This window comes from Streptomyces sp. TRM68416 (genome assembly GCF_014596915.1).
Lineage (GTDB): Bacteria > Actinomycetota > Actinomycetes > Streptomycetales > Streptomycetaceae > Streptomyces.
Genome location: NZ_JACVWU010000004.1, coordinates 244,875 through 268,680 on the forward strand (window position 1 = coordinate 244,875; position 23,806 = coordinate 268,680).

Genomic DNA, 23,806 nt, shown 5'->3' on the forward strand with positions numbered 1-23,806 from the left:
GGCTGGCTCACCCTTCGTTGAGGTTCGTGACGTCTCCGTCGAAGTCGATGCGGATGCGCTCCTTGAGCCAGTCCAGGAACGGATCGTGGCCGTCGAGGCGGACCGTCATCACCGCGGGGCCGGCCATCGCGGCGGCCGGCACCGCCGAGCGGGTGGACAGCAGCCGGTCCAGCGCGGACAGCGGCATGACAGCCTCGTCCTCGCCGCCCTCACCGATCATCGCGAGGGTCGGGCGGGTGACGATGCCGCCCTCGGCGAGGAACGGAATGTCCGGCGTGTGCAGCGTGAACGAGGGGACGTCCACGCCCATGAAGCTGCCGCCGCCGATCGTGAACGACAGCCCGTTCCAGGCGCCGATCACACTGTTCAGGGCGCTGCGGAAACCGGACGGGATGGCGCTGAACATGCCGGACACCGCCTGCGAGACACGGCCCGGCAGGCCGCGCAGCCAGGCCACCAGCTCCAGCGCCTTGGCGATCGCCCAGTCCTTGGCCTGCCCGAACCAGCCGCCGATCCGGCCGGGCAGGGCGGCCATCCAGCCGACCGCGGCGAGGATGCCGTTCACGGCGCCCTCGATACCGGCACGCACCGCCGCCCACACCCCGAGCACGATCTCGCGGAACGTCTCCGACTTCTGCCACAGCGCGACGATCCACACGATCAGCGCGACGATCAGCAGCACCACGATCGTGATCGGGTTCGCCAACAGCGCCGAGTTCATCGCCCACTGCGCGATCGCGGCGACGGCCAGGGCCGCGGCCAGCGCGAGCACGACGGGGATCAGGATCTGCAGCAGCCCGGGATGCTCCTTGAGCAGCTCCGAGACGAAGCTGAGGACGGGCAGCAGCATCTCGCCCAGCGTCATGGACACCGTCCGCATGATCGAGTCGAACTGCTGGGCCGGGGAGTTCTCCAGCGCCGCGTTCGCCTCCGCGGCGGCTCCCGTGACGTTGTCCAGGCCGGTCCCCGCCAGCGCGGTCGCCGGGTCCATCGCCAGCAGCGCGGACGTGGCCTCGCCGGCCATGTCACCGAACAGGGCCACCCCGAGCTCGGCCTGCTTGGCCGGGTCCTTCACCCCGCGCAGCGCTTTCAGGGTCAGCCCGAGGGCGTCGGCGGCGGGCTTGCCGCCCTTGTGGATGTCCGCCAGCATGTCGCCGGCGTCCAGCTTCAGCGCCTTGAAGGCCTCCGCGGCGCGGTCGCTCTCCTCGGTAGTGATCCGGGCGAACTCGTGCAGCACGTCGCCGGCCTGGTCGATGTCCCTGCCGCCCGCAGCCACGAACTGCGACATCAGCCCGAAGCTGGTCTGCGCGTCCAGGCCGATCTGCTTGAAGTGCTTGCCGTACTCGGCGACCACCGCGGGGATGTCGCCGCGCATCGCCTCGGGGAACTCCCGCGCGGCGACCGTCATCACGTCGAAGGCCTCCGTGGCGTCGTCCGCCAGGCCCTGCTTGACGAGCTGCCCGGCCGCCTTCGCGGACTCCCCGACATCGACCTGCAGCCGGTCCGCCAGGCGCAGCGCGCTTTTGGACATCTCCTGCAGCTCGGCGTCGGCGAAGTCGCCCAGCTCGCCGAAGGAGGACGTCACCGCGCCGACGGCGTCCCCGACCTCGCCGAGGGACTGCCCCCACCCCTGGGCGAACACGTCCCCCGCCATCTGACCGGCCCGCGCCGCCTCGTCGGCGGTCAGCCCGAGCTGGTCCTGTAGCTGGGTCTCCACCGAGCTGATGTCCATCGCGGACTGAAGGCCCGCCACGAACGCTGCCCCGAGCCCGACCGCGGCGATCCCGCCCGCCGCAGACAGCCCCGTCAGCCGGTTCTCGATACCGGCCGCACCGCGGTCGATCTCCCCCTCGGCCTCCGACATATCGACGCCGAGCCGCACCAGAAGCTCATCCAGAACCGCCATGCGCCACCGCCTTCCTGCGTGTGCGCCTGATGCGCTGGGCACGCTGCTGGTCGTCCTGGTCGTACTGCCGCTGCAGGTCCTTGACGATGGCGAGCATTTCCCGGCCGGACTGGCGCGGCCGGTCCGCGTGCGACCACGTCATCAGGTGATCGCGCAGGACGGTGTGGCGTCCCTTGCGCAGGTGCGGCTTGATGAGATCCATGCCGAGCCGGGCCAGCAGTACGTCCGTGCGGCGCGGCGTGATGGGCCCGTAGAGGTTCTGGTAGGCGACCAGGTGCACGATCTGCTCGTCGCTGAACCGGGCCATCACCTCGTCCGGCGGCAGCTGGTAGGAGACGGACAGGTCGTACAGGAGCTTCAGCTCCGGTCGCCGCCGGAGTTTCCCTCGGCGTCCTTGACCTTCTGCTCGAAGTCCCGGTCCTCGCCCGAGAGGTGACGGCAGAGCTTGAACAGGCCGTCGACGGTGCCGCCCGACTTCTTCGAGAGGATGGCGATGCCCTCGGCCAGGTCGGGGAAGACCTTCTCCGCGGTGCCTGGCTCGTACAGGCACTTGGCGACGATCTCCGCGCGGTTGGACTTCACCGCCATCTCCGCACCGCCCCTGCCCTCAGAGAAGCGGAGCTTGTTCAGCTTGTTCTGGTAGGCCTCCCAGTCGCCCGAGGGCAGGCCCCACACATCGACGGTCACACCCCACTCGGGGATCTCCAGGCCTTCCTCGGTCTTGATGTCCTGCGCGGCGCGGATGGCTTCCTTGATGCTGCTCACGATGGGGTGCTCCTCCGCGCTGGTCAGACCCCGGTCGGGGTCAGGGTGGGCTTGCCGCTGATCTTGAAGGTGACCTCTCGGGCCATCTTGTCGTCGAGGGGGAACTCGTCCCCGATATCCGAGATGCCGGCGGAGAACTGCCAGGTGTGCTCGTCCGGATCGCCCGGCAGGATCACCAGCTGGTAGTCGCGCAGGTCGTCTTCCTCGAAGTCGGCGTCCAGGGCCTGGTGGGTGGTCTCCCCGGGCCGGTAGTTGATGGTGGCGGTGACCTCGCCGCCGTCCTTCATGCCCTTGACGAACTCCCGGTACTTGTCCGGGGAGTCGTGCGCGGAGACGTCGATCATGTTTCGGGTGCGGGACGGCCCCGACAGGGACTCCACCGAGGCGATCGTCACGAACACCCCGCCGCCCGTGCTGTCCCGCTTGAGCTGGGTCCCGGTTGCGTCCTCACCAGCCATCGCCGGTCACTTCCTCTCTTCTGCTGTCTGGTCTGCTCGCCGGTCAGGGCTGCACTTGGGTCAGCACCCGGAACGAGACGGGGATGTGCCGGATGTCGCCCGGCGGTTCGGGATCGGTCAGCGTCTGCTGCGACACGAAATACGTGGCCACGTGCCGGTGCCCGGCGATGCTCAGCGGCCGGTGCTCCAGCAGCGCCCGCAGCCGGTTGGCGATCGTGCGGGCCTGGTGGAAGCCGCGGTACTGGGACCACACATGCAGCGTGATCACGGTGTTCGAGCCGTGGCTGTCGTGGCTGTTGTCGGGGGTCTCGACGGCGTCACCGGTCTCGATGTACGGGAAGGTGTCCTTCTCCTCCACCCAGTCGGCGACCACCGGCACCAGGCTCATCAGCTCGACGTCGGCCCGCAGCAGCGCCAGCACCGCATCGTTCACCGGACCGGCCGCCGAGGCGGAGACGGGCATGCTCACCGGATGTGCCTCCTCACCTCGTCGCGCAGCCGCTGCACGAACTGCGTGCCCGCCCGCTCCAGCGCCGGAATCAGCGTCGGGTTCGCGGGCAGGCGGCGGGTGCCGCGCTCGTGGAAGACCGCATACAGGTCGTCCTGGTCGCGCCAGCCCACCGACGTCTGCAGGCCCTGTTTCTCGTAGGTGGCCCTGACGCTGGTCTGCAGGTTGCGGGAGTCGACGCGCACATGGCGGCGGACGTCTCCCACCATGAGGCCGGCGGAGTTCTCGTTCTCGGCGCGGGCGGCCTGCTTGAGCTGCTCGGGCAGTTCCCTCAGCCGCCGTTCAAGCCGCTCCAGGCCGACGATCTCCACGCGCGCCCTACGTCGGGCCATCACCGTCCCCCTGTCTCTCGACCGCGTCGGCTGCCTCACGCAGCAGGGCGGCGAACCGGGGGCAGTCCAGTTGCGTCTCACCGTCGTCGGGGGTGTAGGTGGCGATCGGGTAGTCCCGGCCGGCGATCCGCGCGAACAGCTCGATCTCCACACGCACAGTGAGGTCAGCCACCGCTCACCGCCGCTTGGCCAGCTGCATGCGGATCGCGTGCAGTTCACCCGCGACGGCCAGGAGGGCGAAGGCGACCGCACGCGGCACGTCCACGTCCTTCTCACCGAGGCCGAGGAACTCCTCCGCCCGGCGCCGGCACTCCTGCGGCTCGGCCTGGGGCAGTCCTGTCATGGGTCAGGCCCCCAGCTCGAACGCCGCGACGGTGACGAGGTTGACGCCGTCGTAGGTGATCGCGGCGCGGCCGTTGGCGCCGCGGTAGACACCTGCGAGAGGGAGGATGCCGTGGTCGCCGGCCGCCACCACCAGCGAGGCGTCGGCGACGGCCAGGCCCTTGACCGTGCCCGGCGTGGCCACGGTGACCGTGTGCGGGGCGGCGTCCCCGTTCGCCACGTACAGGAAGCGGCCCGGGCCGACGGGGGCGGTGTCCCCGCCCGCCGCGGCGTCGACCGCCTGGGCGGCGACATCGGCGATGCCGGTTGCCACCGGCACGGGGGTGAGGCTGAGGTCAGCCATGTCCTTCTCCTTCTGCCTGGATCAGCTCGACGAGAGCCTTGGAGTAGACGGGCGTGGACGGCTGCACCACCGACTGCACCCGGAACACCTGCGCATTGCCCAGGGCGTCGGTGCCGCGCAGTTCGTCGCCGCGGCGCACGTCCGCACGCGGCAGCAGGAAGACGTCGTGGGAGTGCCGGGACGTGGTCTGCGCGGCCACCAGGCGCTCGGTCGGGGACGGCTGGTCGACCTTCGCCCGCACGCTGCCCTGCAGCACGTACTCGACGACCTGCCCGCCGTGCCCGTCGTCGGTGGCCGTGGGCCGGTGCACCGTCAGCTGCCGGTTCAGATAGCGGCCGATACCGGCGCGGCCCCTCACCGGAACGTCACCATGGTCGCGCTGCCGCCGAAGCGGGCGGCCAGCCGCTCGCGTTCGTAGTCGGGCAGCTCCATCACGGTGATCAGGCCGTGGCTGCCGTAGGTGACGGAGTAGTCGCCGAGGCGCTCGGCGCGGATGTCCCCGGCGGCCAGGCCGGCGCCTTCGGTGTCGGCCCGGTAATCGGCCAGTGCCGCCGCAGCCATCCTGCACACCAGGTCGACGATGTCCGGCGGAACGGGGGTGAGGCCGTGGGTCTGGACGATGTCGACCTCGGACGGCTCGCAGCCGGGCGACCAGCCGCCCGCCCGCCACAGGCGGTGCGAGCGCAGCCGCCAGTCGGTGACCGTCTCGCCGTCGATGGCCACCGATGCCACGGACAGGATGGGCGGGCCGGGCAGAGTGAGCCACTGCCCGGCGGGCCCCTCGACGGAGAGCGTGGACGTGGTCTGCGAGATCGGCACACCGGCCGCCTCCCGCACGGCCGTGGACGCCACGTACAGGTAGGTGGTGGCGACCGTGGCCTCCTCGTCCGGCACGGTCAGGCCGCGGGCGGCGAGGTCCGCGGTGGTCGCCAGCGCTGCAAGCGCCACAGTGCCACCTCCTTCCCGGTCAGGACACCATCGCGATCAGGTCGTCCTTGGTGTATGCCTCGGCGTCCTCGCGGGACAGCAGGCCCTTCTTGACGATGTGGTCGATCCACTCGGGCTTGGGGGCGTCCTCGCCGGGCCGTCCGTCCGCGGCCGCCGGAGACGTGCCGGCTCCGGGCTGCTCGGGCAGTTCCTTCAGCGCGGCCAGCGTCATCGCCTCGGCGGTCTCCTCGGGAAGGGCGTGTGCGGACATGGCCCACAGCACCCAGTCCGCCTTGGAGGCGCGGCCGCCGGGCCGCGGCACCAGGCCCTCGGTCAGTGCGCTGCCCTGCACGAGCGCCGGGGCCGGGACGCCGTAGTAGGCGGAGCCGTCCGCGTTGACGCGCACCAGGTGGCCGCGCTCCAGGCGTTCCGCGATGGCTTCGGGCAGGGGCAGGTCCATCGTGAAGACGGCCCCGCCCTCCCCGCGCACATGAATCGTCTCGGCCATGTCAGGTGTTCCTCGGGATCTTGAAGGCGGTGATCGTGGCGTCGGCGGTCTCCGCCTCGATGAGCATCGAGCCGTCGGACTGGACGAACCGGCCCGACTCGAACGGGCCGATGAACTGCACACCGGTCGTCGCGGCGACGGTGACGACGAGGTCGCCCTGCCCGGCGGCGAGCGCGGGCGGGTGGTCGCCGGCCTTGATGGTGATGTCCTGCTCGACGCCGGTGTTGACCACGCGCAGCACGGTCAGCTCCGGGAAGGCGTTGGAGATCTGCATGTTGTCCGTCGGGGCGACGACCGTCGTGGTGCCCGCAGGCTGCGCCAGGTTCCCGTTGGGGACCAGGTTGGAGTAGGGGATCTGGGTGGTTGCCATCGGTCAGCTCTCCGATCAGGCGGCGGGGTTGATGAACGCGGCGGCCAGGTGGTCCGGGCGGATGACCTTCGCCCCGTACAGGGCCAGGCCCTTGACCGCGTCCTCGAAGGAGTTCTCCGGGCGGTACGCCTCGGTCTTGTTGATCTGCTCGGCGAACGTGACGGCCTCCTTCACACCGGCCTGCACGACGGTGGTGTCGCCGGTCGGCACGGGGCAGTTGTTCGACTCGTAGATGTCGAAGTTCGCGGCCCGGCCGACGAAGCCGTTGCGCAGGCCCTGGTCGGTAGCGGCCTTGTCAGCGGCGATGAACCGGTCGTCGAGCAGCAGGGAGGCGTAGAACTCGGGAGGCACGATGACGTACCGGCCCATCTTCGGCACGTCCGCCTTGGTGAGCTTCGTGCGCAGCGGCACGAGGACCTTGTCGTAGGCGTCGGTCGGCGTGGTGTACGTGTCGATCGGCGAGCCGACCACGTTCAGGAAGTTGCCCGCGGCGATCTGCGTGTACAGCCCGGCGACGTACTGGTCGATGGTGTCGGCCAGCGCGTAGGCGGCCTCGCTCATCGCCTGGGGGATCAGGTTGGACTTGGCCTGCCGCTTGTCGACGTCGTCGATAGAGAACGCCCAGTACTTCGACTGGTCCACGACCAGGGTGCGCTGACCGGTGGTCAGGCTCTCCGGCGTGATCGTCGTCGAGCCGGGCACGTAGGTGCCGATCGCCGGACGGGACACCGACGTGATGCGCACGGTGTCGCCCGCCTCGGCGATGTCGCCCTCGTAGTCACGGTTGACGACGGTGGGGCTGGCGTAGATGAGTTCCTTGCGGGTCGCGACGAGCAGCCGCGAGCTCCAGATCTCGGGAACGAAGTTCCGCACGGTCATGGGGGATTCCTCCTGGCTAGCTGCCGCCCATCAGGTCGTCCAGGCGGCCGTCGATGCGGGCCTGGTCGATCTGCTCGGGCGTCATGGATTTCAGGTCTGCTCGGGAGAGCTGCTTCGGCCGGGACGCCTTGCGCGCCGCTCCGCCGTCGCCGGAGCCCTGGAACCGCTGACGGCTTTGCGCTGCCAGGTAGGGCTTGTCCTTGAGGAGATCGGAGATGGCCTCCTCGATCTCCTCGGGGTCGATCTCGCCGTCCTCGCCGACCTCGAACTGGTCGAGGTCGAGGAAGGTCAGCGCGTCCTTGGGGTCCGCGAGACGGCCCTTGGCTGCGGCGCGGATCTCGGCCTTGAGGATGCGGGTGTTCGCCTTCGCCATCGCCTCGGTCTCCGCCTTGCGGCGGGCCTGCTCGGCATCGTCGACCCCGTCCTTCTCCGCGAGCTTCGCCTCCAGCTCGCGCCGCTTGTCGCGCTCGGTACGCCACTTGCCCTTCATGGAGGCCAGCGCCCGCCTGCCCTTGTCGCCGAGCTGGTCGGCACCCTCGGGGTCCGCGTCGTCGTCCCCGCCGCCGCCGTCGTCGTTCCCGCCGTCGGAGTCGTCTCTGTCGTCGGCTCCGGTGCCGTCCCCGTCGTCGTCGGCGCCGTCGTCCTGGCCGTCGTCATCGTCGTCGTCGGAGCCGGAGCCGCCTGCGCCCCCGCCGTCGGCGTACAGGCACGGGTCGAAAGGGCCCGTGGCGTAGGGGTGGGCCCAGCCTGCGGCGTGGCCACGGCGGGGCAGGGTCGATGCATGCATGTGTGTCTCCCGTTGCGGGGTGTGGGGCCGGGCGTTGCGCGCGGCCCAGGTCAGGCGATGAAGCCGTGCCGGGTCAACAGCCGCACCGCGTGGTCGCGGTCGTCGGCGAGCCGGTAGATCTCCTCCGGCATCAGCCGCGGAGTCTGCGAGACGCGGTAACGCTGGCCCTGCACCTTCTGCAGGTTCTTCAGCCGGGACCCGGCGAAGCCGCGCGAGGTGATGCCCTCCGAGGTGGCCTGCACGCGGCGGCCGAACACGGTCGCGGACGTCATGCCGCGGCGGGCGTTGACGACCTGCGCGATGTCCGCGCCGTCCTCGATCGCCTTCGCGCCGGCCTCACCGAACGTCTTGCGGCGCACCTCGGGCGACATGGCGTCGAAGGCGGCCTTCGGGCTGGTGGCGGTCGGCCGGTGGTCGGCGGTGACCGGGTCCATCGAGCACTTGCACTTCGGGTGGCGCTGGAACGCGCGCGACACCGACGACTCGATCCCGGCAAGGATCACGCACCTTGAGCAGGCGCCGCCCTCCACCACCCGCACATACGACTTGATGGCCGGCCTCGACACCATGGCGACCTGGTCCGCGGCGCGGCCAGCGTCCGCGACCGCGGTCTGCACAACCACATCGAGGAGGGCCTGGCCGCGGACCAGCGACTGAGCAACCGGCCGTCCGGCGGTGACCAGGCGCAGCGCCGTCCACATCGGCGCCATCAGCACGCTGGCGAGGGGCCGGCCGCCGCCGTCGACACCGACCAGCGCCGCAGGGACCAGGCGGCCGGACTCCGGCCGGTCCGGGTCGTCGCCGAGCAGCTCGTCGAGCCAGGGTTCGGCGCCGCGTGCGGCAGCAAGCTGCCCCGCCGCCACAATCGCCACCAGCCGGGCCAGCAGGGCCACCCAGGAGGTGTAGATGTTGTCCCGGTCGATGTCCCGCCACACACTGCGCGCCGCCCGCCCGGTCGCCTCCGCGAGACGCGCGCGGGCTTCCATGTGCGCGACCGCCTCCGGGGTCGGGCTCACGCCCCAGCCTCCGGCTCCTCGTCCTCGGCCGGCTCGTCCTCGTCCGCCTGGTCGTCGCCGGGCCCGGGCGCCCCGGCGGTCAGGGTGCGGGTGATCTCCGCGACCGGGTCCATCTCCATCTCCCGCTCCCGCATCGCCGCGACCTCGGCCACCTCGGTCGGGGTGAGCCCGTAGCGCAGGGCCAGCCACTCGAAGGGGAAGCCGAGCTGCTTCAGCTTCAGCAGCGCGTCCGCCATCTGCGCGTGGCTGCGGGATTCGGTGTCCGCCCACAGCACCCGGCCCGACCTGAGCGCCTCCGCCTTCGCGGTCTCGCCCTTGGCCAGGGCGATCAGCCGCGCGACTTCGCGCAGACCCTGGCCGTACCAGAGGATCTTCTCGTCGCACCGCTTCACCAGGCCTGTCTCCGCGGCGAGCAGGGCGCCCTCGGCGAGGTTGGCCATCTTCCCGATCAGATAGTGCTGCGGGGTCCGGGTCTGCGCGGCCAGGTGGCCGACGGCGACCTCCAGGATCCCGGTGTACATGGCGAGGTTCGCGGCCGGCCAGGAGTCGATCCGCGCATCCTTGCCGGTGATCCACGCCACCCGGTCGACCATGAACTTGTCCAGGTCCACGGGCTGCTTGCCGATGATCTCCCCGGCCGAGTTCATCTTCGGAATCGTCGGCCGCTCCGCGCCCATCACAACGCGCTGCGGGAACGAGGCCGCATCGCTCGCCGTGAACAGCTGAGCCCACACCAGGTTGATCGCGTCCTGCATCGCGACGACCCCGCCGATATCGCTGATCGGGTCCTCGACCAGCATCGGCTTGTTCGGCAGCTCCACCATCGGCACGACGCCCATCGGGTTGGGCTGCGGGTTCGGCTCATCCGCCATCTCCCGCGGCCGCCACCGCCTCAGCTCCTCGTCGACATCCGCCATCTGCGGCGACTTGTCCTGCTGCTGCAGCGGCCGGGAGAACTTCCACACCTCGTCCTTCAGGTACAGCGTGGCGAAGTCCCGGTTGCCGTCCTGCCACCGCTTCAGCGCGGCCCGGCGGTTGCGGCGCGAGCCGGGCTCGTAGACCACGACCGACTGCGAGGCGTCCTCGAACGTGACCACCGGCATGTCCGGATCGTCCGGGTCACCCCACACCAGCACGAAGCACCGCGCGGCCGTGACAGCACCCAAGAACCCCAGCTGGGAGTCGGCGTCGAGGCCGTTGACCTGCCACACCCGCCACAGATCCTTGTCCGCCTCCGTCTCCCCGTCGGCCAGGAAGCCCGTAACGGTCAGCCGCTCGACGGGACTGTCGGCGACGACCTGAGCCCAGTTGTCGGAGAAGTCCTTGTAGCGGGCACCGTGGAACTTCGCGAACTCCGGGGAGGCGAACTTCAGCGGATGCTTGCCCCGGTAGTAGTCGTTGTACAGGTCGATCTTCCCGCGCCTGCGGATCAGCTCGTTCTCCAGCAGCGCCACCAGCTGAAGGGCCTGCCCCTCCGTCGCCATCAGGCCCTCCTCAACTGCCGTAGTAGTAGGACGTCTCCGGCTCCGCCAGGCCCGCGGCGATCACGTCACCGAGCGCCTCATGAGCCAGGACCGAGGTGACCGTCACGTCGATCTTCTGCGCGGGGCCGGCCTTGCGCAGGACGTACCGGTCGGCCGGGCGCGCGGCCGCGCGCGTGTTGCCGATGTGGTCGTAGGTGATCGGACAGCCGTCGTGCGTGAACGCCGCGCCGTCGCTGTTGCGCTTGAGCACGTCCGTCTTCAGCCGCTCGCACGCGGCATGCATCGCGATGAGCCGCCGCGTGTGCCAGCGGATCACCCGCTCCTCCCCGTACTTGTCGACGAACTCGTCCATCTCCGTCTCCCAGTACGGCGGATCCCCGTACATGCGGACCACGTCGTAGCGGCGGAAGAGCTGGTCGACCGCCGCGCGCACCTCCGCGCGCGGCACCTGTCCGTCGTAGTCGGCCGGGTTCCAGATGGTCGGCTCATCGTTCGGCCCGTACAGCGGGGTGAACTGGTAGCCGTCCATCGTCTCGGCGCGGATCGCCGTCCAGTCGTCGACGTCGGAGCCGTCGAAGCCGAGGACGATGCGTGTGCCCGGCGGCACCCGCCGCTTCTTCGCCTTCGCCGCCCACTTCGCGACGTCCAGCCACGAGTCAGACCCGGCGACGCACCGGTTGCCGTAGAAGCGTTCGGCCTGAGCCGGATCCAGTTCCATGATCTCGGCGCACTCGGCCTCGATGGCGTCGAGGTCCACGTGAGCCGAACCCGCGTACACGTGGCGGAAGATCTTCCGCCGCTGCCGCTTGTCCTTGAAGGACAGGGACTTCGGGGCCTGCGGGTGGTACTTGAAGATGTCCCGCCGCTTCGACTCGCTCGTGGTCTGCGCCACCGACTTCTCGCCCGGGTCCCAGGCGTTGGTGGTCTCCATGGAGCGGCCGCCCATACCCGCGGCGCCGCGGCGCTGGGTCTCCGCGACCCGGCGCAGCTTGTTCTCCTTCGTGTACAGGCCGGTCTCGTCCTGCATCGCGAAGATGATCGGGTTGCCCAGGCGGGACATCGCCGAGGAGGTGACCGTGTCGATACGGCCGTCCTCGCCGATGCGGGTGAATTCCTCACCCACCCGCAGCCGCTCGGCGAGCGGCCCCTTCTTCACCATCGCCTGCAGCGGCCGGTACACGTTGGCGACCTGGTCCTCCGACGTCGCCGTGAGCTGGATCAGCGGTGTCGGCCACGGCGTCCCCATCGGCTCGCCCGGCTCGTACTCGTACCACCAGCCGCACCCGCAGCCGTTGTCCGTGCACAGGAACCGCTCACCGCCGCGCGCCCACCCGCTGAAGACGACCGGCCCGGCACCCTCGGCCAGGACGATCGTCGCCGACCACGGGCCCTTGCCGGTCTTCTGCGGAGCCACCACCTGCGAGCGCCGGTAGTGGAACGCCGGCGCCAGCTGCCCCAACCGTGCTTCCGGGCGCACGCGGTAGTGGTTGACCGTGCACCACAGCTGCCACGGGTACAGCTCCATGGTCTCGCCCGCGCGGAACCCGTCCGGGATCGGACAGTGCGCCTCGATCCAGTCCGGCACGACCCACAGGGTGGGGAAGTCGACGACGAACTCGGCGGCCTCCGGCTCACGCCCCCTGGCCACGGAACGGAACCACCTTCATGCGGTCACGCGCGGACTTCCGCCGCGGCCCCGGTTCTTCCGCCCCGCTCTCCACGACGGTCGGGACCGTACCGGGCTCACCCGGGGAGATCTTCCACCGGTTGCGCAGCATGCCCTGCACCGACAGCCCGAGACTGTCGAGGTACTGCCGCGCCAGCTTCCGGACGTCCACCTTGGCGTCCGGCTGCTCGGCCTCCGCCAGGCAGCGCACGAACAGCGCCACCTCGAACTCCTGGCTCAGCTCCTCCCACATCACCGCCTGCGGCCGCTCCCACAGCTCGTCCCACAGCCGCAGCTCACGGTCCGTCGGCTCGGTCAGCGGCCACTCGGGCGGCAGACCAGGGCGGCCCTCATAGGGCAACAGCGTCCAGCCGGCCTTGTCCGAGGGCCGGTTCCGGCGCAGCGCCATCGGGTCGGGGGCCGGACCGGAAACGACGCGGGCTCCTCCACGGGGCATGGTGATCACTCCTCCGAGCCGCGTTGCGCAGCGTCAGGGGCCGTCACCTTGCGTGACGGCAATGGACCCTTTGAACCTGACCGACCATCCAGAGCCCTCCCCCGCGCCTGACGGCCCCCAGCTGGTTGGGGGTCACCCCCCAGGGGCCGATCACAATCCGTGACTCAGGTTCCCCAGGTTTCGGCTGCGGTCTTGCGCGAGTGGTGGCGCTTGCTCATGGCCTGCCAGTTGCTGGGGTCGAAGCCTCGCGGTCCGAGGGGGCCGAGGCCGTCGATGTGGTCAACCTCGGTCGCCAGGTCCCGTTGGAGCATGGGCAGGGCTGAGCACTCGGTGCACTCGCACCAGGGGTGGTCTTGCAGGTACTCGGCGCTGGCTCTCTGCCATGCCCTGCCTCGGCCTGCGTTCCTGTGCTGTGGTCGCCTGGCTCGGGCTTTGGCCTGACAGGCAGGGCAGCGTCCGCCCGGGGTGAGAGCGGGACAGCCTGGTGTGGGGCAGACCTGCATGGCCTTGCGAGCCATCAGGTTCGTTCTCGCTCGCGCAGCAGGTGAGCCACGTTGAGCCACGAGTCGGCGAGGCCCTCCAGGCGCTCCATGAGCGGCAGGTTGGTCAGTTCGATCTCGGCGCGTTCGAGGAGGCGTGAGGCGTTGGCGATGGCCTGCTCTTCGGTCGGGATGGTCACGTACTGCACCTCCCGCGTGTGGGTTGGTCCGCGCAGGGCGTGCGCCAGCAGCAACCCGCATGGTGTGAGCGATGGGTTGGCCCTGCGCGGTGCCTGTGGGGTGGGGTCGTGGTGGCACCGGCGGGGCTCGAACCCGCGACCTCTGGGTTATGAGCCCAGCGAGCTACCGACTGCTCTACGGTGCTACGACGACGGCCCCGCTTGATGGCGGGGCCGTCGGTGTCTGTGGTGCCGCGTGTGGGCACAGTGGTGCACGGCGATCGTCACACAGGCTCTGACCTGCGGTCAAGCGGATGCGCGTTCCCGGCGTTTGGCGGCGATGGCGGCGACGTCGCGGGCGGCGTACCAGGGGTGTCGTTCGGTGCCGCCGGAGCGGGTGAGCTGTCCGCGGTAGACGAGGTTGCGCAGGGCGCCGGCGGTGATGCCGAGGGCGTGGCGGGTCTGTGGGGCGGTGAGGTGGCCGGGCGGGGCGTAGAGCTGCTCCATGACCCCATGATGCGGCAGCGGTGTCGGCTGCGGGCGGTGTCCGGGAGGCTGGTTGCGGTGGGATACGGGCCGTTCGGTGAGGGGCCCGAAACTCGAAACTGTGCAGGTGGGGTCCGATATCGGGGGCGAAACCGGTTTCGGATCAAGGTGAAACCGCTGGGGTGATCCGAAACCGGCTGACGGACTCCTATTCGCCGTCCTCGGCGGGCGGGATGTCTTCCCATCGGAGGCCTTTGGCGCCGCCGCAGCAGTCGCGGATGGTGAGCTGTCGGGTGGACACCTTGAACGGCTTCAGGGCGGCGGAGAGCGCTGTGGAGGCGCCTGCCGCGTCCATCTCCGTCCACGGCTTGTACAGGTCGGCCCGGTACGCGGCGAGGGCCTCCACGAGGCGGTGGGAGTGCACCGTCTCGACGCCGTCGGGCCAGATGGCCCGCAGGTGGTCGAGGACCGTCTCGACGTCCTGCTCGGCGACCTGGGCGCCGACGGACTGTCCGGACAGGGTGCCGGCCGCCATGCGGAGGGCGAGTGCGCGCTTGGCGATGTCGTCGGCTTCGGTCTGCTTGATGAACGCGGCGCGGACGGTGATGCCTTCGCGGCCGCGGGCGAGGATGCCGGTGCCCTGTTCGTCGATGCTGATGTCGGTGGCGCGCAGGCCGCGGTCGTAGGCGCCGGTGCCGAGGACGTTGTTGTTGGCGCGCCAGTCCATGACGGCGAGGCACAGCCGGGTGCCGACGGAGCTGGACACAGAGCTGGGCAGGGACGGGGCGTCGGGGTTCTGGGTGAGGAGGATGAGGATGATGCCGTAGGCGCGGGCCTTCTTGATCAGCCGTGTGGCGAGGGCTGCGGCCTCGTCCTTGTAGTCGTCGTGGGTGAAGAGTTCCTGTACCTCGTCGATGACGATGACGCGGGGGCCGAGCTGCTGCTCGGGGTACTTCTCGGCGAGCGCCCGGGTGACCTTGCGGCCCTCGGGGACCTCGGAGGCCGGGAGGGAGCGCACGAAGGCGGCCCTGCGCTGGTACTCGGCGATTCCGGCGCGCATGCCGGCGAGGGCGGCCTCCAGGTCCTCGTCCTCGTCGCCGGACACGTAGCGGTGGCAGATGGGCTTGACGGAGTCGAGGTCGCCGGAGCCCTTGAGCTCGTAGATCCACAGTTCGGCGGTGGGGTCGAGAGCGACGCCGAGGACGATGGCGAGGGCGCAGGAGGTCTTGCCGGATCCGGGGATGCCTCCGACGAGGAGGTTGGAGTACATGAGGGTGATCTCGACGAGGTTGCCGCGCGGGTCGAAGCCGAAGGGGAGCGGCTCGTAGACGTCGGCCTGGCCGTCCTTCATGAGGGGCCACAGCTTGCGGCCGGCCTTGGCGGGGTCGCGTTGGGCGACCCAGAGGACGAGGCGGCCGGGGTGGGCGGTGCGGTCGGCTTCGGGCCACACGGTGCTGATGGGTCGGCGCATGGCGGCGGCGAGGGCGGCCCGCTTCTCCAGGACGGCGGTGGCCTCGACGCCGGGCGGGAGGTCGACTTCGGCGCGCCAGCCGGGGCCGTCGCGCATGACTTCGGAGGCGAACTCGACGCCGCGCTTGCCTTTCTTGCCTTCGATGCCGATGGCGGCGAGGGCGTCGAAGACTTCGGTGGAGTCGAGGCGCCGCATGACGTTCGAAGCGACGTAGCGGGTGATGAGGGGCTTGTCGCCCTTCTTCCCGGCGACACCGACCAGGGCGGCGGCGGTGACGGCTGCTGTGAGGGTCCAGCCGGGCACGAGGAAGCCCGCGATGAGGGTGGTGATGCCGGTGGTGGTGGCGACGGCCAGGGAGGCGATGCGGCGGGGGCGGACGCGGCGGGAGTGCTCGCGGGAGAGGGCGAGCCAGGCCTCGACGTCGGCGGATGCGGCGGCCTTGGCCTCGACGGGGCGGGCTTCGGTGTCGGCTACCCACTTGCCCCAGCGCACGAGGAGGCGCCCGGCGCCGCGGGGGGAGCGCAGGAGGAGGCGGGTGAGGTAGACGGGTGCGCGGAGGGTGTGGAAGCCGGTGACGTGCGCGTAGTAGGAGATCGTCCAGCGGGCGGTGGTCTTGAAGACGTCCCAGCGGCGCAGGGCGGCGGGGACGACGGGTGGGGCGTCGGCGAGGTAGGCCTGCCGTTCGGCGATCCACGTGCCTTCCGGGGGCGCCTGCTCGGGCGGGTCGACGGGGCGGGGTTCGGCGTTGTGGACGACGTCGATGATGGTCTCGGTCAGGGTGTCCGGGGCGTGCGGGGGTGCGTCCTTGTGGAGTTGGACGACGTTGTTCGTCATGCTGGGGGCTCCGGTCGCTCTCTGGTGGTCCGGGGCCCGGGGACGGCCGTTGACCTGGACAGTTGGGGGCCGTCCCCGGGGCGCGGCTACTTGCTGTTCTTGCGGCGCTGCGCCTGCTTCTCGATGCGGGCGACGCGGTCCTGAAGGTCTTTCAGGACGCGGCCGGAGCCGTCGTCGGCCATGCCGCGCTTCGCCATGCGGGCGACGAGGCCGATGACGCGGAGCTTCTCGCCGGTGGTGAAGTCGGAGAAGGTGATGTCGTCGTCGGCCATGGTCAGTCCTCCTGCTCGTCGTCGGCCTCGGGCTGGGCCACGAACGGTCCGTCCAGGGCGCCGTTGGCGAGGCAGTTGGGGTCGTCGTCGCTGTGTCCGCAGTCCGGTGAGACGGTGTCGTCGCTGTATCGGAAGCGCATGAGGTTCCTCCTTGGTCGCGGGCCGGTCTGTCCGGCCCCACCGCGCCTCTGCGTGGGCTGCTGCACCACGCAGGGGACGGAAGGGCAGGTCAGCGGCCCTTGCGGTAGTCCTCGTACATGCCGCGCAGGATGAGGGCGACGATCGCCGCGGTGCCGCCGAGGATGGCGAGTGCGAGGGACGCGAAGGCGATGCCGATGCCGCCGACGCACACCGCGCAGGCGATGCCGAGCCACTCGCCCGCGCTGCGCCGCTGCCTGGGCTGCGGGTGCTGGCAGGTGTGCGCGGGGGCCTGCGCCTGCTGCTGGGTGAGCTTGGCCAGCTCCATGGCGGCCATGGCCAGCTGCACGGCCGCGGTGTCGGTCTCGGCGGCGCGCACCGCCTTCTCGGCCTTGTCGAGTGGGGTGGGCTCGCTCACCGCGCCCACCTCGGCCGGCGCAGGTGGGGGCGGGCGATGAGGCCGAGGGCGAAGGCGACGACGACCGGCTGCGAGGCCACGGCCGCGACGACCGTGGTCACGAGGGCGAGCAGGGACGGGAAGAGCAGCAGGAGCCCGAGGAGGGCGCCGAGGATGAGCCAGCGCATCACGCGTACCCCCCGTTGCCCTCGTCGCGCATCACGGTCGTATCAGGCTGCGGTGGCGGCTTCTTCGCGGCCCGGGACAGGGCGGTGCGCACATAGGGCTCGGTCACGACCAGGCGGCGCTGCTCGCGGAGCCGCTCGACGATCTCGCGGGCTGATGCGTCCGGACCGAGGGCTGATGCGGCTTCCTCGATCGCGCCCTGCAAGTCGAGCGGCTCCAGGGCGTTGACCTGCGGCGCATCAGGCGCATCAGGGCGATGCACCTCGTACTCGGCGGGCCGCTGACCGAGGACGAGGGCGACCTGGACGGCGTCGACCACTACCCCGTAGGAGACGAGGAGGGAGGCGAGGTCGGCCGGGGGCATGTCAGGCTGCGCATCATGGGCGATGCGGACCGCATCAGCGGGGTCCATCTCGGCGAACTTCCTGCGCAGGACGGTCTGCGCGGAGTGCCTGCCGGGCTCGGGCCTCACCGGCGGGGCGCCGCCGTGCTCGATGTGGTGGACGGCGCGCGCCTTCACGGTCTTGCCTGCCAGGGCGGGGGCGAGGGCCCAGGCCCAGCCGCCGAAGGCGGGCGGCCGGTACGGCTGGTCGCCGCGCTCGGCGCGGACGCGGGCGCGGGGCCCGGCCCACGCCATCTCCGAGACGGCGAGCAGGCCGATGGTGGGCACGGCGAACAGGGCGGCTGCGGGGACGCCGCCGCCGATCAGGTCGGCGTGGGTGATGTTCAGGTACACCGACACCGCGGCCATGAACAGGGCGGTGGCGCGGGCGCCGAACGCGGACCGGCCCTCGGCGGCGGCCTCGGAGGCGAGGTGGAGGCACATGTAGGCGATGCCGTCGAACACGGCGACCGCGGCGCCGGCGATGCCGGTGGGGGCGTTGTAGTGGCGGGCGACGGTGTAGAGGGACCAGCCGGTGGTGAGGACGGCGGCGAGGGAGACGACGCCCATGGCGAGGCGGCGGGCGGTGCTGTTCATGCGTCACCTCCGGCGAGGATCCGGGCGAGTTCGCGGCCGAGGGCGCGCAGCTGGTCGGCGGCTTCGACGAGGTCGGTGGCGAGCTGCTCGACCTCGTCGGGGGTGTACGTGAGCGGCTCGATGGTGGACTCGACGTACAGGCCGATGGTGCGGTCGATGCTGGAGAACGGGGCCTGGGTGAGCGAGGCGCGGAACACCTCGCGGCCGTCGGGGGCGATGACGTGTTCGGGCCCGTTGTGGGAGATGTCGACCTTGTATCCGGCGCGGGTGCTGGTGTGGCCGGTGCACCAGTCGGGTTCGTCGATCTCCAGGGGCTTGGTGACGAAGACGTTCACCACTGCGGTGCGGGGCTCGGTGCTCACTTGGCCTCACCACCGCGGGGCGGGTCGCAGACCGGGCAGGCGTGCGCGAAGTCCGTCGACTCGTGGCAGCGGTCCACACACCACCGGCACCACGGGGTCTCGCGGTGGCGGGCTTGCCCGTCATGCCGGGTGTCGGCCGGGTCGAAGGGGCGGTGGCAGCGGCGGCAGCGGTTCTTGGCGCGTTCGGCGGCCTCGGTTTCCTCGGCGGTGAGCTTGTGGCGGAGCCAGTCGGCGTTCCAGCCGATCCGGTCGGGGACGTCGAGGCCGTCACGGAGGACGACCTGGGCGAGGCCTGCACGCTCCTTGAGCCGCTCGTCGTGGTCGGGGACGCCGTAGTCGAGGGTGAGGGCGTCCCGGACGGCCTCCAGGAGTGCGCGCAGGTCGCGGGCCTCGGTGGACGCGGTGGGCTTCTTCGTCATCGCGCGTCCACCGCCTCGGCGTCGAGGGCGCGGAGCAGGAGGCGGAGGGCTTCGCGGGTGGCGCCGTAGGCCTGGGCGTAGGCGAAGACATCGGCGCGGTTGCTGCTGTCGTCGTAGGCGTCGAGCATGCGCTGGCCGATGCGCACGGCGACCTGGAGGTCGGCGGGCTCGCGCAGTTGATCGCGGATGCGGTTGGCGGCCTGGCTGTAGAGGGGCTCGTCGACGGGGATGTTGCTGCTGGGCGCAGCGGGCATGGGAAGATCCATGTCAGCCGTTCTCCTTGCTTGCATCAAGGGTTCGGTCAGGCCCTCGGTCGGTGTTGGTAGCACCGCCGGGGGTCGCTTGTTTCCACCGGTCAAGGTGGCTAGCCACCACCGTAGCAGGGCGGTAGACCGGTGGCTAGCCGCCATGCGAGGATGCGGTATGCCCTCAGTCCACAAGCACCCCGCCAAGGCATTCCGCCCCGACCCCGAGCTGTACGAGCGGGCCAAGGGCGCCGTGGCTGAGGTCGGGTCGGACATGCAGTCGCATCTCGTCGGCTTCCTCCGCTGGCTCACGCACGAGACCGACGAGCTGCCCGAGCGTCCCGCCAAACCGAAGTAGTAGCCCCCTCAAGCGCTCTCCCGCGGCTGGTAGTGCCACAGCAGCAGCAGGTCCTGCTCGGTCTGGTACTCCGTCCCGCACCACCGGCACCGCACCGGCTCACCGGGCAGCCGGGACAGTTCGGCGCCGCACACCGTGCCCGCGTCATCCGTCACCGCCACGCATGTACCGAGCCGCTGCCGTCGGGGCGGAGGGGCGCCGACGATGGCGAGCATGCCGCCCTCCAGCTCCCGCACCTCCCGCGCCAGATCGCCGGCCGCCGGGTAGTGGGCGGCGATCCACTCCAGCTCCATGCCGAGCCAGCGGCAGGCGGTCATCAGCCGCCGGTCCATGCCGCCCTCGACGGGCGGCGGGCTGTGGCGGGGCCAGCGCACCCGCTGGACGTCCGCCCGCCAGGACTCGACGATCAGGACGACGCCGCCCTGGCGGAGGTCGATCACGTCCTCGTTCACCGGGGAGCGAGGGCCGGCCGCGGCCTTGGTCGCCACGATCTCGCCCATGCTGGTGCGGCGCGGCACCAGGTGTTCGGCGAGCTCGGCGAACAGGGCGGGCAGCTGCTCAAGGCGTCCGGCGAGGGCGAGGGTGTGCCGGTGGCAGAGGTGCCCGTGCTCCAACTGCTCGCCGCACAGTCCGCAGGTCGCGTTCACAGTCCCTCCAGGGGCAGTTCGGCCTGACCGCCGTTGCGGGCGGCCTCGCGGGCGGTGCAGCGGCGGCAGATGTCCGGGTGGTGGATGCCGAACGAGCCCAGCAGCACGGCCCGCGTGAGCTTGATGTGCTCGGCGAGGGTGCCGTGGGCGGCCATGTCGTCGATCGCTTCGTCCGTCATCAGCGGCTCGTCGAGCGGCACGTGGCAGCCGCACGGACATCCGGCCTCTCCGCCGATGCCGAGCGCGGCCAGGTGTGCCCAGCACGAGCCGTGCAGGTGCCGGCGGCAGGCGGGGCAGATTGTCGTGTTCTCCCCGAACGGGACGACGACCTTGCCCGGCCGCAGTTCGGAGTCCTGGGGCCGGTAGCCGCGGCTGCGGCCCGCGCCTCGGGTCACCGCGCACCTCCCTCGGTCGGCGGGTACCGGTCGGGCCACAGCTGGTGGAGGTAGGCAGCCGCCTCCGGGGACAGGCCCGGCGAGCGGGTCCCGTCCGGCCACGCTCCCGGCCGTGACCGGGGCACCAGCGGCGTGACGGTCTTGGTGCGCTGCTTCGGTGCGGCCGCCGTGACGGGCACACCGGCCGCCATCAGCAGCAGCGCGGCCAGGTCGCCCTCGGCGCGGGCCGCGGCGATGTCCTGCTCAGTCAGGCCGTTCATGTCGCCGCCATGTCGACGACGGATCCGTAGTGCCCCTGGAAGGCCGCTGTGATCGTGGTCCGGCTTCCCGCGCGGTGCTTGTCGAGGATCAGGTCGATCTCTCCGGCCCGCGGGGACTCCGGCTCGTACATGTCCGGCCGGTGCAGGAGGATCACGATGTCCGCGTCCTGCTCGATCGAGCCGGACTCCCGGAGGTCCGCGATCGTGGGCCGCTTGTCCGCGCGCTGCTCGGAGGCCCGGTTCAGCTGGGCGAGGACGATCACCGTGATGCCGAACTCCTTCGCGAGGAGCTTCAGCCCGCGCGAGAGCGCGGACACCGCGACCTGCCGGTTCTCGGCCTTTGGTGCCTGCATTAGCTGGAGGTAGTCGACGATCAGGAGGCGGAGGCCGGCCGTGCGGATCAGGTGACGGACCTTCCCCCGGAGCGAGGCGAGGGTGACCTGTGTGGCGTCGTCGATGTGCAGCGGGGCCGTCTTGATGCGCTCGGCCGACTTCAGCATCCGGGCGACGCCGAGGTCGTCGACGGAGCCGGTGGTGATGTGGTGCAGCGGTACCCGGGCGTCCGCGGCGAGGATGGTGTTCATCACCTCGTCGCCGCCCATTTCCAGCGTGCAGAACAGCGTCGGGATCTTCGCGCGGATCGCGGCAGCGCGGGCGAGTCCCAGTCCGAACGTGGTCTTCCCGGCGCCGGGTCGGGCGCCGACGATCACCATGCGGCCGGGGGCGAAGCCGCCGCCGGTGACCGCGTCGAGGTCGACGATCCCGGTCGGGATCCGGTCCGCGAGGGTGGGCGGGGTGACGGCGCGTGCGAGCGCGGCGCCCAGGAGGTCAGCCGCGAGGACGGTTTCCGAGGAGGTGTTGCGGCTGAGCACGCTGTCCAGGGCGGTCTGGATGGCGGGGATGTCCTCGGCGGGGTCGAACGCTGCGGAGCGCGCGCGGACGGCAGCATCGCGGCCGACCGCGAGGAGGCGGCGGGCGACGGCGGCCTCGGCGGTCTGCTGGGCGTAGTACGCGGCGGCCGAGTACGACGGCTGCGCGTAGTCGTAGAGCACCGCCAGTTCGCTGACGCGGGGCGGGGCCACCGGCAGCTCTCCGGCCGCCTTCCATGCCTGGAGCTGCCGGTCGACGGCCTGCCAGCGGATCTCGCCGTCGGTCAGGGCTTGGCGGATCTCGTCGACGGCCTTCCACACCCACCGGTAGAGGGGGAACTCGAAGTCGTCCGGGCTGAACTCGTCGGCGAGTTCGTCGATCAGGTCGGGCCGGGCCATGACCGAGGCGGCGAGGATCTGTTCGGCCTCGGGTGCGGTGAGGCCGGGCGCGGCGGCCGTGGAGTTCGTCATCGGGTGCCGCCCTTGCGGCGGTCGTCGCCCTCGATCAGCACGACGTTGCCCCGGCACATCTCGGCGAGGCGGGAGGCGACCCGGGGGCCGATCACGTCGGTCAGGTGGCCGGGCAGCACGTCGGATGTGATGACGACGGGGCGGCGGTTGATGTACCGCTCGTCGAAGATCTCGAACAGGCGCTCGCGCGTCCAGTCGGAGGCGCGGGCGGCGGCGAGGTCGTCGATGAACAGCAGGTCGGCAGTCTGGCATTGCTCGACTAGGCGCCGGCCCTCGGCCTGGGCGTCGGGGCGCAGTCCGTCGAACAGTGACGTGGCCCGGGTCGTGGCGATCACCGGAGAGCCCTTCCACGGGGTGTCGGGGTCGTGGGCGTGCTCCAGCCACAGGCGGCATACGCGCCACGCGGTGTGGGTCTTGCCGACACCGATGGCACCGGTGAGGAACAGGCTTGTGGAGTCGGTCCGGTTGACGGCCCAGGAGCAGGCGGCTTGCTCGATGGCGATGTGGCCTTGGTATAGGGCCGGGATCTTGGTGTCGAAGCGGGCGAGGGACTCGTCGCGGCGCTCCTGGAGCCAGGAGTCGCGGGCGCTGGGGGTGTCGTCAGAACTGGAGTGCATCGCGCTTCTCCTCTTCGGTCAGGTGGCGGGGGGCCGTGGGCGGGCCGGACAGGGAGCCAGCGGGACTGGCCGGCTCGTCGTCGTAGCAGCCCTTGTTCAGCCATGTGGCCGGGTGCTTGGTGAACTTCGCGGGCTCGCCCTGGCGTTCGCGGGCGTAGTGCCGGGCGGCCTGGAGGATCCGCTCCGGGGGCACGCCGTCGCTGAGGGCCCGGTTCCAGGCGCGGACGGCGTCACGCTTCTCGGTGCGCCGGGGGTATGCCTTCCAGAAGTCGGCGAAGGCGTCGGGGTTCACGGGCTCGGCCGGGCGGCTGGCGGCAGGCCGTCGCGTCGGCGCCTTCGCGGCAGCAGCGGGTGCTGGTTCGTCGAAGAGCGCGCCGGTGGCGGAGCCGGTGTCTCCGGCTTCAGCCGGAGATGTAGTTGTAGTTACTGAGGTGGTTTGAGTGGTAGGGCCCCCCGGGCGGGGGACCTTTTGGCCCCGGGCGGGGGACCTTTCTGGGGGATTGGTCTCCCCAGTGGGGGAGCTTTCCTCGGGGTTGGTCCCCTGGGCGGGGGACCTTTCCGGGGTATTGGTCCCCTCAGTGGGGGACCTTTCTTCGGCTGGAAGGTCCCCCACTGAGGGGAGCTTCAAGGCGGGGCATTCACCCTCGTCCGGGATACGGAACGTCGTCTGGTGTCCGGCGCAGGCGAACAAGGTTCGCCCCGCTTTGTCCAGGATGGGTGCCCCGTCCAGGTCGGTGATCGGCTGGCGCAGTTCAATGCCCGCGGCGGACAGCTTGCCGAGCACCTTGCCGACCTGCTTCCAGCTGGACAGGCCGGTGCGTCGGACCACGGTCTCCATGAACTTCGGTCCGTAGGCGACCCTGGAGTCCTCGCGGGCCTGGTCGGCGATCTCCAGCGCGACCAGGCGTTCGCCGGAGGACAGGCCGGCCGGGAGCCGGTCGGCGAGCCAGCGGCGCAGTTCGTATCCCATCAGCGGCCTGCCGCAGGCAGGTAG

General features: G+C 71.0%; 38 protein-coding genes and 1 tRNA gene. 1 reads left to right on the forward strand and 38 read right to left on the reverse strand.

Annotated elements, in window-relative coordinates:
• Positions 1-7: 7 nt before the first annotated feature.
• The 32 genes from ICC28_RS08715 to ICC28_RS08870 all read right to left on the reverse strand — a co-directional run bounded on the left by ICC28_RS08715 (position 8) and on the right by ICC28_RS08870 (position 19,216).
• Entirely contained in the window at positions 8-1,906 is a 1,899-nt protein-coding gene (locus tag ICC28_RS08715; protein ID WP_188287851.1) for a phage tail tape measure protein, read from the reverse strand.
• Positions 1,890-2,213 carry a hypothetical protein gene (locus ICC28_RS08720; protein ID WP_188287852.1) on the reverse strand — a complete coding sequence of 108 codons (324 nt, stop codon included), beginning with the start codon at positions 2,211-2,213 and terminating at the stop codon, positions 1,890-1,892. Before ICC28_RS08720 ends, ICC28_RS08715 begins: the two co-directional genes overlap by 17 nt.
• Before the next feature lie 50 nt (positions 2,214-2,263).
• Entirely contained in the window at positions 2,264-2,671 is a 408-nt protein-coding gene (locus ICC28_RS08725) for a hypothetical protein (protein ID WP_188287853.1), read from the reverse strand.
• Between the two features lie 23 nt (positions 2,672-2,694).
• The gene (locus ICC28_RS08730) at positions 2,695-3,129 is read right to left on the reverse strand and encodes a phage tail tube protein (RefSeq protein ID WP_188287854.1); all 435 of its coding nucleotides are present in this window, start codon (positions 3,127-3,129) and stop codon (positions 2,695-2,697) included.
• Positions 3,130-3,172: 43 nt separating this feature from the next.
• Positions 3,173-3,592: a DUF3168 domain-containing protein gene (locus ICC28_RS08735; RefSeq protein ID WP_223188601.1), complete on the reverse strand. Its 420-nt coding sequence runs from the start codon at positions 3,590-3,592 to the stop codon at positions 3,173-3,175.
• 2 nt (positions 3,593-3,594) lie between these two features.
• Positions 3,595-3,969 (reverse strand): hypothetical protein, encoded by a 375-nt coding sequence (locus ICC28_RS08740; protein WP_188287856.1) that lies wholly within the window; start codon positions 3,967-3,969, stop codon positions 3,595-3,597.
• Positions 3,956-4,141: a hypothetical protein gene (locus ICC28_RS08745; RefSeq protein ID WP_188287857.1), complete on the reverse strand. Its 186-nt coding sequence runs from the start codon at positions 4,139-4,141 to the stop codon at positions 3,956-3,958. Before ICC28_RS08745 ends, ICC28_RS08740 begins: the two co-directional genes overlap by 14 nt.
• Before the next feature lie 3 nt (positions 4,142-4,144).
• Positions 4,145-4,312, reverse strand: coding sequence for a hypothetical protein (locus ICC28_RS08750; protein WP_188287858.1), 168 nt, complete (start codon positions 4,310-4,312; stop codon positions 4,145-4,147).
• Positions 4,313-4,315: 3 nt separating this feature from the next.
• Positions 4,316-4,654, reverse strand: a complete 339-nt coding sequence (locus tag ICC28_RS08755; protein ID WP_188287859.1) for a hypothetical protein — start codon at positions 4,652-4,654, stop codon at positions 4,316-4,318.
• Positions 4,647-5,012, reverse strand: a complete 366-nt coding sequence (locus ICC28_RS08760; RefSeq protein WP_188287860.1) for a head-tail adaptor protein — start codon at positions 5,010-5,012, stop codon at positions 4,647-4,649. Before ICC28_RS08760 ends, ICC28_RS08755 begins: the two co-directional genes overlap by 8 nt.
• Entirely contained in the window at positions 5,009-5,602 is a 594-nt protein-coding gene (locus tag ICC28_RS08765) for a hypothetical protein (protein ID WP_188287861.1), read from the reverse strand. Before ICC28_RS08765 ends, ICC28_RS08760 begins: the two co-directional genes overlap by 4 nt.
• A 19-nt stretch (positions 5,603-5,621) precedes the next feature.
• Entirely contained in the window at positions 5,622-6,089 is a 468-nt protein-coding gene (locus ICC28_RS08770) for a hypothetical protein (RefSeq protein WP_188288070.1), read from the reverse strand.
• 1 nt (position 6,090) lies between these two features.
• On the reverse strand, positions 6,091-6,459 hold the full coding sequence (locus tag ICC28_RS08775; RefSeq protein WP_188287862.1) for a hypothetical protein: 369 nt from the start codon (positions 6,457-6,459) through the stop codon (positions 6,091-6,093).
• A 15-nt stretch (positions 6,460-6,474) separates the two neighbouring features.
• A complete protein-coding gene (locus tag ICC28_RS08780) occupies positions 6,475-7,338 on the reverse strand; it encodes a P22 phage major capsid protein family protein (protein WP_188287863.1) in 864 nt (287 codons plus the stop codon).
• A gap of 16 nt (positions 7,339-7,354) precedes the next feature.
• A complete protein-coding gene (locus ICC28_RS08785; protein WP_188287864.1) occupies positions 7,355-8,125 on the reverse strand; it encodes a hypothetical protein in 771 nt (256 codons plus the stop codon).
• Between the two features lie 50 nt (positions 8,126-8,175).
• Positions 8,176-9,141 (reverse strand): hypothetical protein, encoded by a 966-nt coding sequence (locus ICC28_RS08790; RefSeq protein ID WP_317453983.1) that lies wholly within the window; start codon positions 9,139-9,141, stop codon positions 8,176-8,178.
• Positions 9,138-10,625: a phage portal protein gene (locus ICC28_RS08795; protein WP_188287865.1), complete on the reverse strand. Its 1,488-nt coding sequence runs from the start codon at positions 10,623-10,625 to the stop codon at positions 9,138-9,140. The genes ICC28_RS08790 and ICC28_RS08795 overlap by 4 nt, the downstream gene beginning before the upstream one ends.
• Positions 10,626-10,635: 10 nt before the next feature.
• A complete protein-coding gene (locus ICC28_RS08800; RefSeq protein ID WP_188287866.1) occupies positions 10,636-12,273 on the reverse strand; it encodes a hypothetical protein in 1,638 nt (545 codons plus the stop codon).
• Positions 12,257-12,748 (reverse strand): hypothetical protein, encoded by a 492-nt coding sequence (locus tag ICC28_RS08805; RefSeq protein WP_223188549.1) that lies wholly within the window; start codon positions 12,746-12,748, stop codon positions 12,257-12,259. The genes ICC28_RS08800 and ICC28_RS08805 overlap by 17 nt, the downstream gene beginning before the upstream one ends.
• 164 nt (positions 12,749-12,912) lie before the next feature.
• Entirely contained in the window at positions 12,913-13,059 is a 147-nt protein-coding gene (locus tag ICC28_RS08810; protein ID WP_188287867.1) for an HNH endonuclease signature motif containing protein, read from the reverse strand.
• Between the two features lie 206 nt (positions 13,060-13,265).
• Complete coding sequence (locus ICC28_RS08815; protein WP_188287868.1) at positions 13,266-13,427, reverse strand: hypothetical protein; 162 nt, start codon at positions 13,425-13,427, stop codon at positions 13,266-13,268.
• Between the two features lie 109 nt (positions 13,428-13,536).
• A tRNA-Met gene (locus ICC28_RS08820) sits at positions 13,537-13,612 on the reverse strand.
• 100 nt (positions 13,613-13,712) lie between these two features.
• Positions 13,713-13,913: a hypothetical protein gene (locus ICC28_RS08825; protein ID WP_188287869.1), complete on the reverse strand. Its 201-nt coding sequence runs from the start codon at positions 13,911-13,913 to the stop codon at positions 13,713-13,715.
• Between the two features lie 187 nt (positions 13,914-14,100).
• Entirely contained in the window at positions 14,101-16,197 is a 2,097-nt protein-coding gene (locus ICC28_RS08830) for an FtsK/SpoIIIE domain-containing protein (RefSeq protein ID WP_188287870.1), read from the reverse strand.
• An 86-nt stretch (positions 16,198-16,283) separates the two neighbouring features.
• Positions 16,284-16,469 carry a DUF6257 family protein gene (locus tag ICC28_RS08835; protein WP_188287871.1) on the reverse strand — a complete coding sequence of 62 codons (186 nt, stop codon included), beginning with the start codon at positions 16,467-16,469 and terminating at the stop codon, positions 16,284-16,286.
• A gap of 2 nt (positions 16,470-16,471) precedes the next feature.
• Positions 16,472-16,609, reverse strand: coding sequence for a hypothetical protein (locus ICC28_RS08840; protein ID WP_188287872.1), 138 nt, complete (start codon positions 16,607-16,609; stop codon positions 16,472-16,474).
• Positions 16,610-16,698: 89 nt separating this feature from the next.
• Positions 16,699-17,025: a hypothetical protein gene (locus ICC28_RS08845; RefSeq protein ID WP_188287873.1), complete on the reverse strand. Its 327-nt coding sequence runs from the start codon at positions 17,023-17,025 to the stop codon at positions 16,699-16,701.
• Positions 17,022-17,192 carry a hypothetical protein gene (locus ICC28_RS08850; RefSeq protein ID WP_188287874.1) on the reverse strand — a complete coding sequence of 57 codons (171 nt, stop codon included), beginning with the start codon at positions 17,190-17,192 and terminating at the stop codon, positions 17,022-17,024. Before ICC28_RS08850 ends, ICC28_RS08845 begins: the two co-directional genes overlap by 4 nt.
• Positions 17,192-18,169 carry a hypothetical protein gene (locus tag ICC28_RS08855; RefSeq protein ID WP_188287875.1) on the reverse strand — a complete coding sequence of 326 codons (978 nt, stop codon included), beginning with the start codon at positions 18,167-18,169 and terminating at the stop codon, positions 17,192-17,194. The genes ICC28_RS08850 and ICC28_RS08855 overlap by 1 nt, the downstream gene beginning before the upstream one ends.
• Positions 18,166-18,531: a DUF6907 domain-containing protein gene (locus ICC28_RS08860; RefSeq protein WP_188287876.1), complete on the reverse strand. Its 366-nt coding sequence runs from the start codon at positions 18,529-18,531 to the stop codon at positions 18,166-18,168. Before ICC28_RS08860 ends, ICC28_RS08855 begins: the two co-directional genes overlap by 4 nt.
• A complete protein-coding gene (locus ICC28_RS08865; RefSeq protein WP_188287877.1) occupies positions 18,528-18,950 on the reverse strand; it encodes a hypothetical protein in 423 nt (140 codons plus the stop codon). Before ICC28_RS08865 ends, ICC28_RS08860 begins: the two co-directional genes overlap by 4 nt.
• Positions 18,947-19,216 carry a hypothetical protein gene (locus ICC28_RS08870; protein WP_188287878.1) on the reverse strand — a complete coding sequence of 90 codons (270 nt, stop codon included), beginning with the start codon at positions 19,214-19,216 and terminating at the stop codon, positions 18,947-18,949. Before ICC28_RS08870 ends, ICC28_RS08865 begins: the two co-directional genes overlap by 4 nt.
• Positions 19,217-19,373: 157 nt before the next feature.
• Between ICC28_RS08870 and ICC28_RS08875 the strand changes: the two genes are divergently transcribed.
• Positions 19,374-19,553, forward strand: a complete 180-nt coding sequence (locus ICC28_RS08875; protein ID WP_188287879.1) for a hypothetical protein — start codon at positions 19,374-19,376, stop codon at positions 19,551-19,553.
• Positions 19,554-19,561: 8 nt separating this feature from the next.
• Here the strand turns inward: ICC28_RS08875 and ICC28_RS08880 are convergent, their stop codons facing one another.
• From ICC28_RS08880 to ICC28_RS08905, 6 genes are read right to left on the reverse strand one after another with little or no spacing between them, the layout of a single operon-like run.
• Positions 19,562-20,200, reverse strand: a complete 639-nt coding sequence (locus tag ICC28_RS08880) for a hypothetical protein (RefSeq protein WP_188287880.1) — start codon at positions 20,198-20,200, stop codon at positions 19,562-19,564.
• Positions 20,197-20,595, reverse strand: a complete 399-nt coding sequence (locus ICC28_RS08885) for a hypothetical protein (protein ID WP_188287881.1) — start codon at positions 20,593-20,595, stop codon at positions 20,197-20,199. The genes ICC28_RS08880 and ICC28_RS08885 overlap by 4 nt, the downstream gene beginning before the upstream one ends.
• Positions 20,592-20,855 carry a hypothetical protein gene (locus ICC28_RS08890; protein WP_188287882.1) on the reverse strand — a complete coding sequence of 88 codons (264 nt, stop codon included), beginning with the start codon at positions 20,853-20,855 and terminating at the stop codon, positions 20,592-20,594. Before ICC28_RS08890 ends, ICC28_RS08885 begins: the two co-directional genes overlap by 4 nt.
• Entirely contained in the window at positions 20,852-22,195 is a 1,344-nt protein-coding gene (locus ICC28_RS08895; RefSeq protein ID WP_188287883.1) for a replicative DNA helicase, read from the reverse strand. Before ICC28_RS08895 ends, ICC28_RS08890 begins: the two co-directional genes overlap by 4 nt.
• Entirely contained in the window at positions 22,192-22,812 is a 621-nt protein-coding gene (locus ICC28_RS08900; protein ID WP_188287884.1) for a DnaA ATPase domain-containing protein, read from the reverse strand. Before ICC28_RS08900 ends, ICC28_RS08895 begins: the two co-directional genes overlap by 4 nt.
• Positions 22,796-23,782: a hypothetical protein gene (locus ICC28_RS08905; RefSeq protein WP_188287885.1), complete on the reverse strand. Its 987-nt coding sequence runs from the start codon at positions 23,780-23,782 to the stop codon at positions 22,796-22,798. The genes ICC28_RS08900 and ICC28_RS08905 overlap by 17 nt, the downstream gene beginning before the upstream one ends.
• Between the last annotated feature and the right edge of the window lie 24 nt (positions 23,783-23,806).